This is a genomic window from Salinirubellus salinus (assembly GCF_025231485.1).
GTDB lineage: Archaea > Halobacteriota > Halobacteria > Halobacteriales > Haloarculaceae > Salinirubellus > Salinirubellus salinus.
This window is the reverse complement of sequence record NZ_CP104003.1, coordinates 3,356,551-3,370,958: the sequence shown is the minus strand read 5'-3', so window position 1 is coordinate 3,370,958 and position 14,408 is coordinate 3,356,551. Positions and strand designations below refer to the sequence as shown.

The following is a 14,408-nucleotide window of genomic DNA, read 5'->3' as shown; positions in this document are numbered from 1 at the left end:
ACGGGTATGGAAAGCGCCGACAATAGCGTTGTGATTGTCGGACGGGCACGCGAGGAGAAGCGCATCGACCGGTGGGCACTCCCTCGGCTCTGCGTGAGAACGTCCAGCACACGACCGGAACGGAGAACACTTCACGCCCGCTGACGTCCGTCAGGCAAGTGACTGGAACCGAGACCGAGAGCAGCATCACGCAGGGGAGCCTGGTCCGTCCGCTGTTCACCCTCGCGTGGCCCATCGTCGTCACCCAGCTGCTGCAGGTGGCGTACAACATCGCCGACACCATCTGGCTGGGCCGTCTGTCGACGGCGGCGGTTGGCGCGCTGAGCCTCGCGTTCCCCATCATCTTCCTCCTGCTCTCGGTCGGCGGCGGCTTCACCGTCGCCGGCTCCACCCTCGTCGCGCAGTACACCGGCGCCGGCGGCGAGAAGAGCGCCGGCAGGGCGGCCGGCCAGACGCTCTCGTTCGTGACGCTGCTGGCCGTCGTCCTCGGTGCGCTGGGCTTCCTCGTGACCGGCCCACTGCTCTCGCTGCTCCCGACGGACCCCGAGACGGCGCTCGACGTCGTCCCGCTCGCTGCCGACTACATGCGCGTGTTCTTCCTCGGGACGCCGTTCCTCTTCGGCTTCTTCATCTTCTCGGCGCTGATGCGTGGCTACGGCAACACCCGCACCCCGATGCGCGTGATGCTGCTCTCGGTGACGCTCAACGTCGTCCTCGACCCCGTCCTCATCTTCGGGTGGGCGCCGCTGGGCATCCCCGGACTGGGCGTCGAGGGGGCCGCGCTCGCCACCCTTATCTCGCGAGCCGTCGCCACCGCCGTCGGGCTCTACGTCCTGTTCTACATGCCGACCGGGCCGAACATCGAACTCGGCCACCTCCGCCCGGACCCCGAGGCCATCAAGAAGATCGTCGACATCGGCGTCCCCTCGGCGCTGGAACAGTCCACCTCCGCGCTCGCGATGCTCACGCTGACGGCGATGGTCGTCACGTTCTCGCCGCCCGTCGTCGCCGCGTTCGGCCTCGGGAATCGGCTCATCTCGCTCGTCTTCCTCCCCGCGATGGGGCTGGGTCGGGCGACGAACACGATGGTCGGACAGAACCTCGGGGCGCGGAAGGCCGAGCGGGCCGAGCGGGCCGTGAAGCTCGCCGCCGGCGTCGGCGCGGGCGTGATGTTCGGCGTCGCCATCGTCGCCGTCGTCGCCGCCCGCCCCATCGTCAGCGTGTTCATGGCCACGGGCACCGCCGAGGCCGCCCAGACCATCGAGTTCGGCATCGAGTACCTCCGTATCCGCGCGGTGGAGTTCGCGTTCATCGGCGTCCTCCAGGTGGTGCTGGGCGCCTACCGCGGCGCGGGCAACACCCGGACCGCGCTCGTCTTCTCCCTGCTCTCGCTCTGGGTCGGCCGCGTCGCGACGGTCTACCTCCTGACGTTCGTCCTGGGCTGGGGCGTCACCGGCATCTGGGTCGGGATGGCTGCCGGGAACGTCCTCGGTGCCGTCGCCGCGGGTGCGTGGTTCACCCGGGGGACGTGGAAGGAGAGTGTCGTCGAGGAAGCGGAGGAGGACGAGGTGACGCCGGCTGACGGGCCCGGTCCCGAGCCGCCGAGCGAGAGCGTCACGGACGGCGGCGCCAAGCACTGAGACGACCGGCGCGACCCCCGCCGAGGCGGAGACCGACAGACACAAAACCGACTCGGCGGTATCTCGGGTGAGGGCCCGTAGCTCAGTGGACAGAGTGCCAGGTTCCGGACCTGGTTGTCGGGGGTTCAAATCCCTCCGGGCTCGTCACGCTGCGTGACAGTTCAGAACCAATAGACGGCAGTACATTGTATATAAGATGTCTACCGAGCAGCGTTCTGAACTCGTCCTGTTACATCACGGTGGTCGCTTGCGTCGCGTGGTTAGGTGGAACTACAGCGTCATTTGACTTATACACGTAGTGTGGTTCAGCTCAAATAGAGTTGTGAGCGTCGAGGTATCTGTCATCCTCAACAGCCCCCTTCATCGAAGATTTGACGCCAGAACAGGGAGTCATAGGAAATAATGACCCGGCTCGTCAGCATCGATGTAGTCTGTGACCGCGCAGAGAGCGGTGGGACAGAGGTTTTTGGTGTCGTCACAGAGCATCGTCCAGACTTACCGAAGCCATTCGATGAGGAACTTCAGCGGTGGGTCAGGAGTACCTTCTCAGGAGAACTTGAGGAGGGACAGTCACTCAGCGAGGCGGCAGAGATGGAGTACGAGCCGGAGGGCGAGATAGTGGATATCAGAAAGAAAGCGTAACAACATGCCAACGGCGTCGGCAGTTCACTCGACAAGACGGTTATTCGAAGACGGTTTTCAGTGGGCCCGCCTGTTGCACTAGGTCGAATCGTTCGCGGACACGTTCGAACGACAGGTAATTCAACGAGGAATATTTGGCAGGCTCCAAGATGTGCTGAAACGTTGGGCGGTCTATTTGTTTCCGAACCAGTGCCTCGTCGTCTTCTGCGGCGACGATATACATATCGACAGCGAGGTTCGGGACTTTGACGATGAAATCAGTCATCCTGAGAATCCCGCTATAGATGCTGGTCGTGCTCTCTACTTCGAACATCTTCACGATGTACTCGCCATCAAGCCAGATGACATCTACGTACTCGATGATGCTGCGTGCCGCCGCGCTGAATCCTGTTAGAGGAAGATTCTCGATGCAATCCTCTCCTAAAGTCTCATTCTGGTACGTCTCGGACTGGTCGTTCTTAGCCACGTAGACATCGTAGTCATGCATCAGACCCAGTTGAATGAGGCTCCACTGAATCTCAACATGCTCTCGGACATCATCTTCCCCTGTTTCCTCTTCACCGCCGCCGGTATCCTCGGAACCATCTTTCAGCTCTTGATACGCGACCTCAACGGAGGGGTATTGCTGTCGAAGCGTATCGAGGGCGTCGTCTGAAACCCGAGAGAAACCACGTACGAAGTAGCCGCTACTGTACCCGAGAACATCCCACAGCTGGTCTCTGCTAATCGAGATGGGCTCGTAATCAGTAACGGTGAATATGAAGCTGCTTTCGCTGTTATCCCATATCCAGTCACCAGCTGCTGAGCTCCGGAACGTGCGCCCGACTCGGCCAGCAGCGAAGAATTCACCTTGACGATAGAACATCAGGAGGTCGCCAGAGCGCATCGCCTCGTAGGCAGACTCTTTCTTGGAACTCTCCGTAGTTGCCCAGATTCGAACCTCTTGAAAATCGTCAAGCTCCGCAGGAGCATCGCTGTCCCCGATAGTCAGCGGTTGTTCGACCGTTCGTTCGAAGTGGTCAATCCAGTTGTCTCCAACAGGGATGAGATAGACATTAGTCATTCAGAAATCACTCAGTGTCGTGCTTTCTCGCGCCTCCGAAACCCCCTCCAATTCAATCACTTCTCGCTCGTCTGGGCGAGTGACTAGAACTTCAGTATTGTCACCAGCGTCCCGCTCCCGCATTGCGACCAACCCCTCGATTGCACGTTTCAGTTCATCCAGACGGTCGCTCATCCCAAGGGTAGCAAGTACTGCTCGGTCGAGCTGGTCGCGTGCCTCCTCGGTGTTGGCGACTGTACGCTCATCCTCGTCCAAAGCGTCCTCACGCTCCATTAGCGCCTCAAACGCTTCTCGAATCCGCTGCTGTTCTTCAGCAGACATCTCTGATGGGTCAGGGAGAGGGAGCTCTTCAGCTTCGTAGACCTTGATTCGGGCTCTGGTCATGCCCTGTCCACCAGCCCATCGACCTCGGAGCTCAACCATCAGCCACGACAAGCGTGAGTTGAGTAACCCACCCAACAGCTTCTCGTCAACCTCATCAGAACAGGTGATATTGTAGAATTGAGCGTCGGAAGTGGCACTTGCTTCATTCCAAACGGCTCGGTATATGCGCCAAGTGAAGTCAGTCATCAAGAGTGATGGCCGCTCCAGTTCTCCGAGGTCAAACCAGATATCACGGGCGGAGGTCGTCGGGCGGTCATGATATCCGTTGTCCTCACCCCATTCGATGTACTCAACGAGCGAATTGTGCCCGTTCTTACCCAGCCACTCTTTCACCTGTTCAGTTCGGTCAATATCCGCATACTGGTCAGCAACTTCGTCTAGCGCCTGTTCCACCAGTTTATGAATATCTAACACCCCCCACTCCTCAGCGTCTTCATCGTCAAATCGGATACGACTGAGTTGGCCGGTCGCTTTGAGTAGGGGCGTTGTGTATTGCGTAAGACCAAGTTCTTCCCACTCTTCCCGGCGAGCGTAGTAGAAATCGTTAGCTCCACTGGTCAGTCCTCTGTTCACATCAGCTACGTCCTGAAGTTCAATCACGTCGCTATGACCAGCAGCGTCAAAGTACAGCGGTGGAGCGAGGAAATGTACGCTCCATTTATCCTGTTCACGTAAGTCACGCTGGGATTGCGTAATCAGACGGTATTCCGGGTCGTCAACCATCTGGTTCGCGGGTACGTCGTCCTTCACAAGTGATTCGATGTCGTCAATCCCCAGCGATTCTCTGACTCGTAGGAACTTGACCACATTCTGCTGGCGTTGCGACGGGTCCTCCTCTTTCGTCATTATCACAACGCTTGCACCGACGAGTGCATCCGAGAACGTCTGGCGGTCGAACCGGATGACGGCATCAAGCTTGTAGTGGTCAAGGATGAACTGCTGGAGGTCTGCACCGTACCCGGTGTCTAGCCAGCGGTCACTCGTGATGACGCCGAGTCGGCCCCCATCTCGAAGGAACTGGGTGCTATGAGTGATGAAATAGCCGTAGATGTCCATCCGTTTCGAGATGAACTCACCATCAACGTTCGAGAGGTGCTCTCGAACACGTCCTTTTTCATCGATATTCCGCGACCGGATGTACGGAGGGTTACCGACAACAGCGTCAAGTCCACCCAAACTGTCGACGAGACCATCTTCACTGCCCCCACCTTCTGCGTCGGCTATCTCACGGGAGAACCGTAGTGTGTCTGGCTGAATGTTGAAGAAATCGTTAATCTCCACGTTGACGCTCTCGGTGTACGAAGAGAGGTCTTGGATAGCGAGGTTGATTGCCGTCAAGTGGGCCGGGAATCGGTTGATGTCTATCCCGTGGAGTTGGTTCAGAATGCGCGAGTGGCTCCCTGCTGGTTCCGGTAAGAGTTCCTGCAGGCGGTGGTACGCACTCACCAGAAAGCCCCCGCTCCCGCAGGCAGGGTCCAGAACGGAGTCAGACGCGCTGTCGACTGTTAGCCGAGTGATGAGGTCGCAGACTGCAGGGGGGGTGTAGTACTCCCCCATCTCACGCCGCCGCTCATACGGAATGACTCCCTCGTAGATACGCCCGATAACGTCGCTATCGAACTGGGTGAGGTCTTGGTCGTCCAGCTCGATGATGAACTCGCGTAGCTTCTCCGAAATCGGGTCCAGCGGGATTTCACCGAAGATGTCGTCGTGCTCAAAGATGGCCTCGAAGTCAACCTCAGATACGACCACGTCGAAGTGGTCTTCCAAGTCTTCCTGAACCCGATGGATACTGACCGCTAGTGGTGGTATCTCATCTTCGTAAGCGGGAGAGTTCTCAAGGAGTTTGTAGAATAGAACCTTGTTAATGAGCAGGTAGGCGGCCTGTTCGGAGAATTCTGAGATGACTTCTCGCTTTGCGTCATCGTCCGCACTTGCATACTCGATTCCTTGCTTTGCCGCCCACTGGCTGAACGAATCGCGGAACTCAGAATCCGCTTCGAGGTAGTCAGTGAGTGATTCTTCGAGCCGTGGCGTGACGTAGTCGTGGAAACTCCGGACCCGGTTGACAAATGCATCATCGAGGCTATCCCACGTGGCGTCTTGCTGCTGGAAACGGGCAAGCTCGTCAAGGAACTCGTCTGCGAACTTCTCCGTACTCGTGATTTCGTAGGACTTGGTCGACCGTTCGAGGAATGCTTTTCCGGGCTCAAGCGTGCGGAAGAGGACGAGTCGATTACCGTTGTAGGTCGCACAGTACGGCGCACCAATTTTGGCACCGTATTCGAGTGCCTGTTCGATAACAGCAGGAGAGTAAGGGTCGATGTCTCTAGAAGAGTCCTCACCGGGCTGCTTCGCTTCGATGACGGCTATTGGCTCGTTCGAGGAGTCGAATACAACGAGGTCAGCTCTTCCGCTAAGACCGTCACTGTACTCAGGGCGAACAGCACCGTATTCGGTGCTCCCCCGTTGTGCCTGAGAAGTAATCCCGTTCGTGAGATGGCGGTAGAATTCGAAATGGATATCTGCCTCACTCATAGCACAAGTGTCACGTTCATGTATCGCCTCTCAGTTGTACTTTTCTGACGCCCGGTTGGGGCCCGAGAACTTCAGATAGGCCGGAGGTCTCGCCACCGGACAGTCACGCTTGCACCGGTATCAAGCTCCACCGCAAATCGATAATTGTCGCGGGAATCACCCGAATAGTCGGCAGCGTCGTCTTCTGTGATGCTTGTAATCGTACCAGTCGCGCCGTGAAGTCGGTCGTGGTCGGGGTCGGTTTCGTCAGGTATGTCGAGCCGAACACGGTCGCCTTCGGTGAACCTTCTGACCATATTATTCAGCAACCCGGGCTACAGAATGACTCTACGGGCATCGGAGTATGCCATACTAGCTTAGGGTGCCGCCATATCCAGATTAAACGACTGGTCACCACGAACAGAGTACACGAACAGCAAACACTCGCCATTGCCCAGCTGCAGCGAAGACAGCTGGATTGACTCATGGTGTCCGTTCATGTCCCGAACGGAGTCACGGATACGACCGTTCCGCTCCGAGTCCCATTTATTCCGAGAGAGGGGACGAATCCGCTGTTCTTCTTCTTCGACCCCAACGAGCAGCAGCTTGGACTCTGATTGAATCTCTCCGGAGATTTTCGTGGCGATGTCGTCATCGTCGTCCACGTCAGCCAGCCATTCTCGTCCCTTGAGCTCCATCAAACGGTCCTCGTCACGCAGAATCATCCCTTCTGCACTCAGTTCGTCTTCGAAGCGGCTAGTCATCTGTCCGAAGAAGTGGCCAATCGGGCCTGAGCACCACTCGGAGAGAGTATGGAACATAACACAGAAGATGATATTCGAGAGCTGGTCTCCCGTCCCGGCTTCCTGCGTGACGCTGTAGAGACGGTTCAGATACTCCGCATCAATATCGAGGGGGTTGTAGACCTCGAACGGGCCCACCTGTACCGGTTCCTCGGTGAAATCATTCCCGACGTGGTGTAATTGAGCCGTCTCTCCAGCCCGGAGTTTCTTCGAAAGCTGTAGCCGCCACTTGGCGGAAAGTTCGATGTTCTTGTCGGCGAAGACGACGGTGAATTCGGAGTCATTACCCTTCACGACCTTTTTCGGCCCGTTTGGTCCGCCAGTCGTGACCTTGTCTGCGTGGTCCACGACGGTCGTCGTGTGGGGAGTCATCGATTCAGCGATGGTCTTGTACTGACTCTTCAGCGTGTTGAGGTCGTAGTAGAGTGCATAGAACTGCTGTTCAAACTCGTCGACGGTGTCGTATCGCCGCCGCCCCATCTTGATGTGGTTCACTGGGTACTGGTCGTTCGGCGTTTCGAGTATCTCGGTGAGCAGCCGATGGTCGTCGCCTGTGATGAATTTTTCTTCAAATTCGTCCTGAGTAAACTCGAACCGGGCCGTTGACCCGTCTATCTCGGTGAAAATTTTGATGTCACCCGCTTCCTCGTACGCGATTTCCTCCGGGTTGAGGCCGAGAAACTCAGCGAACGATTTCGACGAGCTACGCTCGAAATGTAACACCTCGGTTGTATCCTCACTCTGGCGGAACCGAGCGTATTTGTCGACGTTGTCGGTGTCCAGCAACCGTTCGAGGACTTCCGCGTCTTTGGTGATGGTCTTCTCTTCGGAGTCGGTGTGGCACAGAACGAGAGAATCTTCGTAAAGGACGAGGACGGCGTACTTCCCCTCCTCGCGTGCACGCGTCTTCATACTGCTGCTGAAGTCGTTGATTAGGGAAGTGCAGAAGGCCTCTTCGTGGTCGGGATAGTTCTCCAGTAGATTGTCCGCAAACATCCGGGGGTTTTGGTCGATATCGAGTTCATCGACGGGATGAACGGAGGTCTGACGGTCAAGCCCCTCGATGACATCGTAGATGTTCCGGACGCGCTCGGCGCTGTCAATTGTCCAGCTGTTGAGACTCTCAGATTGTATCTCCTTGTAGTAGAAGAAGACAGGGTCGAATTCCTCCTCAACCAGATGCTCTTGCTTCATCCCGGTTTGTCACAACGGGAATTTACAACGAATCGTCAAAAGCGTGCGGGACGCCCCGGCACCCAAGCGAACCGTTGCGGCAATCACTAATAAGAATCACAAGACATCAACAGGTAGACCATTTAATCGTACATCAGTATCGAATTTCCTCTCTCATCTGGGAAACCACCGGAATGGACCATTTTATTTTTAATTGTCATTTCACCGTGAGGGGAGTCGTTCACTCGACCACTAGTGGTATTAGCATACAAATAAAACTGATATATTCACCAAGCATACAGTTATGCGGAGATGAGCGTGAATAACGACGGAACAGCTTCAGAGCGTACACAGCCAGACCCCATTCGACCGAGACATGACCCAAAGGTGAGCTGTCCAGTCGTCTGCGGGCAGTCTATGCGTGCGAGCGGGTTCTTTTTTGAATCTGGTTCAGGCAAATACCTCATCACGGCACGGCACAATCTACGGCCGACCGTAGTTGAGGTGAAGACCCCGTACGGCAACCGGATTCTCAGGTACTCATTAGGAGACCGATTTTCCGAAGTTGATGTCTACCTCAGGGCAGATGACGGATGGCATTGTGAGAACCTCAGCGTAGACGACCGGCTTGATAGTACTCTGAATGCTGTGGACACCGACGTTGTCGCGCTCAGAGTTGATTTCGACCCTTCTGCATACGACTATCGTATATGGACCATTGACGACATCGGCACCCCCGAGACGGAGGGCGAGGAGCTCATGCTCATCGGATTCGATGGAGCATCGTTTCCCGAGGTTACCAAATACGCGGTCAGTACGTACCGAGAGGGGATAGACGGTCCACGGATAGTGCCGTTCGAAAATAGTCTGAGAGGGATGGACGATTTCGGAATAAGTGCAGGTATTGGTCTGGACCTTGAGGCAGCCGGTGGCTACTCGGGTCTCAGCGGTTCCCCGGTCCTCGGTGAGGGACTTGTTGGGGTCCACGTCTCGAATGAAGAGGTTCCAGCGAACGTCGCCGAAAAAATGGGAGTGGCGAATCCGCAGCGTCTCGGATACTTTCGCGCAGAGTTGTTGAGGCGACTCCGGTGAGTTAGACTCGTTGACAGGGGCTCGAAACACATTGGCTTCTCGACCCCTAACTAACCGCATGACTACCGAGGAGTGGGTAAGATGCCCAGACTGCGAGGAAACTGCCGATATCAAGATATCACTCACGCCGGGACAGGCCATTGGGGATGGGGTGGAGACGTACCAGTGTTTAGCGTGTAGTCGCACCGACTCCGGAGGTATCGAGGAGTTTCCGCACAGAGAGTGGCTCAGCTGTCCATCGTGTGACCTGCCGCATTACGTGCGCCTACAGGTAATCCCCGGGATAGGGCGTATCGAAGCTGCGTGTCACGAGTGCGGCGCGACTTCTGACAGACATTCGTGGCTCATCGTCAGCCCGTATCTTGACGCAACTGGTGGGGACGAGCGATACCCTAGTGCGTAGGTTCCGGGTCACTGGGTTCGAGTCGGTAACTCTCGATATGAACGTTCGGGGAGAGGGATTGAGTGGGGTCCCTCATAGAGAGGGGTCGTAGAGGCCGCCATCACGCTGTTGTCGACTGTGCACCCGGATTGCTTGAACAGGGCCGCCACGAGGCTGCCACGGGTGTCGCCACAGCACCAAAGCAGTCAGTCTGCGCTCGGGTACATATGGTCAATCTCACTGACACAGACGGGATGGAACCGAGCCAGTTGACGAACTCGATGTACGACGAGTACTCACTATCGATACTACGAGCGCTCGCGGTCAGAGGACCGATAAACTCGCATGTGCTTCGGCGCGAAACAGGACTCGAAAAGCACCTGATTGAAAACCGAGTCCGGGCGGATGGAATCTTAACACGAGCTGGGCTCGTCGAGGTCGTCGGCTACGACGAGAACACACGCTTCAGTACAGCTCCAAAAGTCCTCGATTTGACCGAGTACGCACGCGAAGCGATGCAGTACGGGTTCCTCTACGACGCAGAAGACGAGGGGCCTACCGAGGTTGTGCTCGACCGGGAGCAGATAGAGGAACTCAGTATGGAGCTGTATCGCCTCCGGGGTCGGTTCGACCAGCTCGCCGAGAGACAGTCCGAGCACCTCGAAGAGTACGACCTGCTCTCAGATTTCATCGTCCAAGAACTGTACTTTGAAGTCGCGATGCTCCGGGTTGTGCTGGAGGAGCTGGGCGTCTCTATCGAGTACATGGGCGACGTGTACGACCACGTTGAATCGCGCTACAGTGAGGGCATCAACCTCCGCGAAGACTTCTACCAATGACGCGTTCGCACAGATTCGGGTTGCTGTCTGGCCTTGACAAAGCCATATACTCGGATGCATGGTTGGCGGACTGTATGAGCAATAGAGCTCACAATGACGCAACGCGCGTAGCGGTCGGACAGGTACAGAATCGCGGTCGAATAACCGTGCGGGAATTGCAAAAGGAGGTCGGCTGGGTAACAGCACGGAGCGCCTTGTACGACCTCGAACAGCGGGATTGGGTTGTCCGGTCAGGTCCCGACGCGTCGGTGTACTGGCTGGGCCGGACGCTGGCAGACCTACTGTGGATGGACAGTCAGCCAGTAATGATGCCACGTGAGGCCATCGAGTGCTACGCCGACGAGCCGCTGGGTGATGTCGATGAGTGAGAGCGAGTCAATGAGCGGCCTCAAAGCGCGAGTCTCGGAATTGGAGTCCGAGCTGGAGGAGCTATCAAATGAGCTGAGAGATGTGCGTGATAGCGCCCTTCAGCAAATAGCACAGAACCGTAAGCGAATCAACACATTAGAGAACAGGGCTTTGAATTCGAGTATTGGTATCGAGTCAAAATTAAGCCGGCTGGAGCGTATGCTGTGCGGTATTGACGATGAACCAGAGCCCGGGACGAGTAACTCACGAGCGTATCTCATCGCCCAGTTGTTCGAGCAGGGAGGAGGGACGAAGACTGAAATGGGCCACGGGATTAAAATGGGTGAGAACGGTCTTAAAGCAGTCATCCAGCGTGCTGAGCGTCAAGCTCGGCACAGGGACGATATTCAGATATCGAACAAGCAGATTGTAAGAGCGTTTGACGCCTTCGTGGAGTTGAGCGATGGCAAGGCACGGCGCGACAAGAGCAAAGACGGTCGTAACCGACTAATAATCCTGTCTGAATACTATGACGAGATGGTCTGGAGCCGTGAGCAGCTGCAAGAGCGTATCAACCGTGAACTTGAGTCGGCTTCACTGGACGAAGAGTAGACGATAGTCGTCTAGCGGGCGGCTCGTTTTTTGTCAAGCCACACGACCGCAGAGTGTGTACAAGCGGGTTTAGCGAGTAGTTGGTTACACTCGTGTTGTGGCAATATATTTATACACCCACATCGAACTAGTATTCGGAGCGACGGGTATGTTTTGTGGAGAGTAGTGTAGTGTAACGGAGCTACTCGGCCTTTTGTATTCTCAGGGACGAGGAGGGTAGACGACGAGTGTCTAGCTAAAGCACAACTTACGCTCACGGAGCGAATACCCAAGAACCAATCGCAGGGTAGGAGGAGACGGAATTGGGTTACATGGTCGTTTCCACGTACTGCTCAGGTGCGCCATCGTTCACGCTCATACTGAGTGTGCCCACCATTCCACTAATGTCTTTGTCAAACGCGTAGATGGCCACAAATTCGTGAGTAGTGGTACACGTGTCGGCACTCTCATCTACAGCAAAGTTCAGGAGGAGGTCAAACGTGTTCGCCTCATCATCGTACGACTCCTCGATGTCTGATAGCTCAACGGAGTTGGCTGGCGCAGAGACGTACGCGAGCATCACCAACTGAGGCTTGGACGAGACTCGCGCAAGTTGAGAATCAAACTCGTCAAAATTTCCAGTACAGGACGTATCAACACTGGATTCGATTCCTGTCCGCGTATATACTTCACCGGGGGCCGGAGTTGGAATCTCATTAACGAACCCACTACTGTTCGGCGTAGCCGTTGGTGTTTGATTGACTGAGGCCTCTGTCGAAGTACCTGCCCCTGATGAATCCCTGTTCGGGGTTGGTTCCGCGGATGCTTCTGGTGCTGCTTCGTCTTCTCCTCCGCCGAGGCAGCCTGCCAATCCGGTCACGATAGAGACACCTGCTACTGTGAGCAACTGACGCCGGTCTATTCCTTTCACGTACCAATATCAGATTGTTGGATAATAAATATGTACACAAGTTCGACATATTATCAAAGATAACAGTCTTGAAACAGAGACAGTAAACTCTGGCACTACACTCGTTTTGAACAGGCAGGCTCGACTAACCGGTTCGGCTAATTTACCGGTGCTTCTCAAAAATACGGGCCCGCTGCTGGTCACGCAGCCATTTGAACTCGTTATGCGCGGCGTGGACGACTGTCCGAAGGTCGTCGGTTTCGCGTCCGATTACTTCGACTGCTGTCGACCCACACTGGATGCGGACTGCTGGGCTATTAGACTCGTATACGCATCTCTTTTCCTCATCATCGACAACTAGAACCATGTATGAGATAGGGGTTTAGCGTTCCTAACTGTTCTGATTTCGGTAATTCGGTGATGTTGTCTAGTCAATATATTACTACTTTATACGCACTGTTAGGAGCAAGTGAGTGCTCCGGGGCAAGCCGCAGTACTACACACAGCTGGAGCATTCTTCGGCCAGTGGTTCTGCATCGCCTCCTCAGACCGCACACCACCTTAGATTGGCCATTGTATGGAAACACCACTACTAAGCCCACTAAATTGGACAAAATATTGTATGTGGACCATACTACTGCTTATATGTACACTTCAACACGAAGGTATATTTACGCAGCTCGCCCCAGTTGCGGTATGGTCAAACGCAGTAGCGCACACGGCCCGCTCGGAGAGTGGGCACGTCGAATCTGGTTCCGGGCCACTGGTCTGGAGCCCAAGCACATTGACTCAGCGGTAGAAGAGTTCCTCACCGCTCGAAGCGAGGAAGGCTACCGGTCAGTAAACGACCACCGAAGCTCATTGGGCTTCTTCAGCCGTTGGTGCGCCGAGGTCGGAGTACAAACGACGGCAGGGCTGACTTACGAGAGTTTGAAGCAGTATCGAAACTGGCGGCGCTATGAGGCCCCAGTTCGGGTTGATGAGCTGGACATCACGTCGGTCAACACCCAGATGAAGCGGGTTAAAACGTTCTTACAGTACTGTGAACGGGAAGGGCACGTGGCTGAGGGCTTCCCCGAGGTGATATCGAAACTTCGGCTGAAAGACGATGGTGATGCACGTAGCACGATACTTGAGCCCGAACGAGCGGTTGAGATACTCGAATATCTTGAACAATACCACTACGCGAGCAGAGAGCATGTGGTGATGGCCTTGATTGCGTTATCGGGAGGTCGACTCGGAGATGTCCGTGCCTTGGACCTCTGTGACGTGAACTTCAGTAGTGAGCCGCCACGGTTGGAGTTCAACCATCGACCGGAGGAGGGCACGCCGCTTAAAAACGATAAAGAGGGAGAGCGGTATGTTGCACTCTCCGAGAAAGGTGTCAGCCTGATACGCGACTACAGGGATAAGAACCGGACGAAGGTTAAGGACGAGCACGGTCGGGACCCGCTCATCACGACATCTCATGGTCGAATCAGTGGCTCTACCATCCGAAAGTACAGTTACATGTGGACTCGCCCGTGTGTTGTCTCAGGGGAGTGCCCCATTGGTCGCAAACCGGCAACTTGCGAAGCCATAGACAACGCAAAGGCGTCGAAGTGTCCTGAAAGCCGCTCGCCGCACCCGGTTCGTCGGGGTTACATTACGCACGAAGCGACTGTTGGGACAGCCCTCCACGACATCAGCGACGAGTGTGATGTCTCAATTGACGTGATGGAGAAGCACTACAACCGAGCCACGAAAGAGCAGAAGTTGACTGGACGGCACGAACGCCGCTCACAAAACAACAAGCCCACATACGGGGAGACATCTGCCGAGGATTCCCCGGATGACGGGTCCGATGGCGACGAGGGGGCAGCTCCCGCCGCAACTGTTTGAGTGTCAGGCTCGTATTGAAATCATCAAGTGTTGAGGGGTTTCTTTACCCGTGCTGAATAGAGGGCGCGAGTCGGTCACGAGCAGGAGGTCAGAACCAACCCGATTGGCGTGATTGATACAGTGCGCGATTCGGCCACGAGCGA

12 protein-coding genes and 1 tRNA gene are annotated in these 14,408 nt (G+C 55.9%); 8 read left to right on the top strand and 5 right to left on the bottom strand.

Annotated elements, in window-relative coordinates; translation table 11 throughout:
- The first annotated feature begins 140 nt into the window (after positions 1-140).
- The 3 genes from N0B31_RS17770 to N0B31_RS17760 all read left to right on the top strand — a co-directional run bounded on the left by N0B31_RS17770 (position 141) and on the right by N0B31_RS17760 (position 2,282).
- On the top strand, positions 141-1,640 hold the full coding sequence (locus N0B31_RS17770) for an MATE family efflux transporter (RefSeq protein ID WP_380628485.1): 1,500 nt from the start codon (positions 141-143) through the stop codon (positions 1,638-1,640).
- Between the two features lie 71 nt (positions 1,641-1,711).
- A tRNA-Arg gene (locus N0B31_RS17765) sits at positions 1,712-1,784 on the top strand.
- Between the two features lie 258 nt (positions 1,785-2,042).
- Positions 2,043-2,282: a hypothetical protein gene (locus N0B31_RS17760; RefSeq protein WP_260592953.1), complete on the top strand. Its 240-nt coding sequence runs from the start codon at positions 2,043-2,045 to the stop codon at positions 2,280-2,282.
- 40 nt (positions 2,283-2,322) lie between these two features.
- Here the strand turns inward: N0B31_RS17760 and N0B31_RS17755 are convergent, their stop codons facing one another.
- From N0B31_RS17755 to N0B31_RS17740, 4 genes are all read right to left on the bottom strand, one after another.
- Complete coding sequence (locus tag N0B31_RS17755) at positions 2,323-3,345, bottom strand: type II restriction enzyme NmeDI-related protein (protein WP_260592952.1); 1,023 nt, start codon at positions 3,343-3,345, stop codon at positions 2,323-2,325.
- Entirely contained in the window at positions 3,346-6,267 is a 2,922-nt protein-coding gene (locus N0B31_RS17750; RefSeq protein WP_260592951.1) for an N-6 DNA methylase, read from the bottom strand.
- 71 nt (positions 6,268-6,338) lie between these two features.
- Positions 6,339-6,563 (bottom strand): DUF8139 family protein, encoded by a 225-nt coding sequence (locus N0B31_RS17745; protein WP_260592950.1) that lies wholly within the window; start codon positions 6,561-6,563, stop codon positions 6,339-6,341.
- A 60-nt stretch (positions 6,564-6,623) separates the two neighbouring features.
- Positions 6,624-8,243, bottom strand: a complete 1,620-nt coding sequence (locus N0B31_RS17740) for a hypothetical protein (RefSeq protein ID WP_260592949.1) — start codon at positions 8,241-8,243, stop codon at positions 6,624-6,626.
- A gap of 291 nt (positions 8,244-8,534) precedes the next feature.
- Here N0B31_RS17740 and N0B31_RS17735 point away from each other — a divergent pair, with 291 nt between their 5' ends.
- The 4 genes from N0B31_RS17735 (at position 8,535) to N0B31_RS17720 (ending at position 11,495) form a co-directional block, all read left to right on the top strand.
- Entirely contained in the window at positions 8,535-9,314 is a 780-nt protein-coding gene (locus tag N0B31_RS17735) for a hypothetical protein (RefSeq protein WP_260592948.1), read from the top strand.
- A gap of 663 nt (positions 9,315-9,977) precedes the next feature.
- Positions 9,978-10,535: a hypothetical protein gene (locus N0B31_RS17730; RefSeq protein WP_260592947.1), complete on the top strand. Its 558-nt coding sequence runs from the start codon at positions 9,978-9,980 to the stop codon at positions 10,533-10,535.
- Between the two features lie 74 nt (positions 10,536-10,609).
- Entirely contained in the window at positions 10,610-10,903 is a 294-nt protein-coding gene (locus N0B31_RS17725) for a hypothetical protein (RefSeq protein ID WP_260592946.1), read from the top strand.
- Entirely contained in the window at positions 10,896-11,495 is a 600-nt protein-coding gene (locus N0B31_RS17720) for a hypothetical protein (RefSeq protein ID WP_260592945.1), read from the top strand. Before N0B31_RS17725 ends, N0B31_RS17720 begins: the two co-directional genes overlap by 8 nt.
- A 307-nt stretch (positions 11,496-11,802) precedes the next feature.
- Here N0B31_RS17720 and N0B31_RS17715 read toward each other — a convergent pair whose 3' ends face one another.
- Complete coding sequence (locus N0B31_RS17715; RefSeq protein WP_260592944.1) at positions 11,803-12,405, bottom strand: hypothetical protein; 603 nt, start codon at positions 12,403-12,405, stop codon at positions 11,803-11,805.
- Between the two features lie 675 nt (positions 12,406-13,080).
- On the opposite strand from N0B31_RS17715, the gene N0B31_RS17710 reads away from it, so the two are divergent.
- Positions 13,081-14,265 carry a tyrosine-type recombinase/integrase gene (locus N0B31_RS17710; RefSeq protein WP_260592943.1) on the top strand — a complete coding sequence of 395 codons (1,185 nt, stop codon included), beginning with the start codon at positions 13,081-13,083 and terminating at the stop codon, positions 14,263-14,265.
- Positions 14,266-14,408 lie beyond the last annotated feature (143 nt).

Bases quoted from the DNA above. Each gene is read 5' to 3' on its own strand.
- N0B31_RS17745 (WP_260592950.1), bottom strand. From the start codon at position 6,563: ATGGTCAGAAGGTTCACCGAAGGCGACCGTGTTCGGCTCGACATACCT.
- N0B31_RS17755 (WP_260592952.1), bottom strand. From the start codon at position 3,345: ATGACTAATGTCTATCTCATCCCTGTTGGAGACAACTGGATTGACCAC.
- N0B31_RS17730 (WP_260592947.1), top strand. From the start codon at position 9,978: ATGTACGACGAGTACTCACTATCGATACTACGAGCGCTCGCGGTCAGA.
- N0B31_RS17760 (WP_260592953.1), top strand. From the start codon at position 2,043: ATGACCCGGCTCGTCAGCATCGATGTAGTCTGTGACCGCGCAGAGAGC.
- N0B31_RS17750 (WP_260592951.1), bottom strand. From the start codon at position 6,267: ATGAGTGAGGCAGATATCCATTTCGAATTCTACCGCCATCTCACGAAC.
- N0B31_RS17720 (WP_260592945.1), top strand. From the start codon at position 10,896: ATGAGTGAGAGCGAGTCAATGAGCGGCCTCAAAGCGCGAGTCTCGGAA.
- N0B31_RS17735 (WP_260592948.1), top strand. From the start codon at position 8,535: ATGAGCGTGAATAACGACGGAACAGCTTCAGAGCGTACACAGCCAGAC.
- N0B31_RS17710 (WP_260592943.1), top strand. From the start codon at position 13,081: ATGGTCAAACGCAGTAGCGCACACGGCCCGCTCGGAGAGTGGGCACGT.
- N0B31_RS17740 (WP_260592949.1), bottom strand. From the start codon at position 8,243: ATGAAGCAAGAGCATCTGGTTGAGGAGGAATTCGACCCTGTCTTCTTC.
- N0B31_RS17725 (WP_260592946.1), top strand. From the start codon at position 10,610: ATGAGCAATAGAGCTCACAATGACGCAACGCGCGTAGCGGTCGGACAG.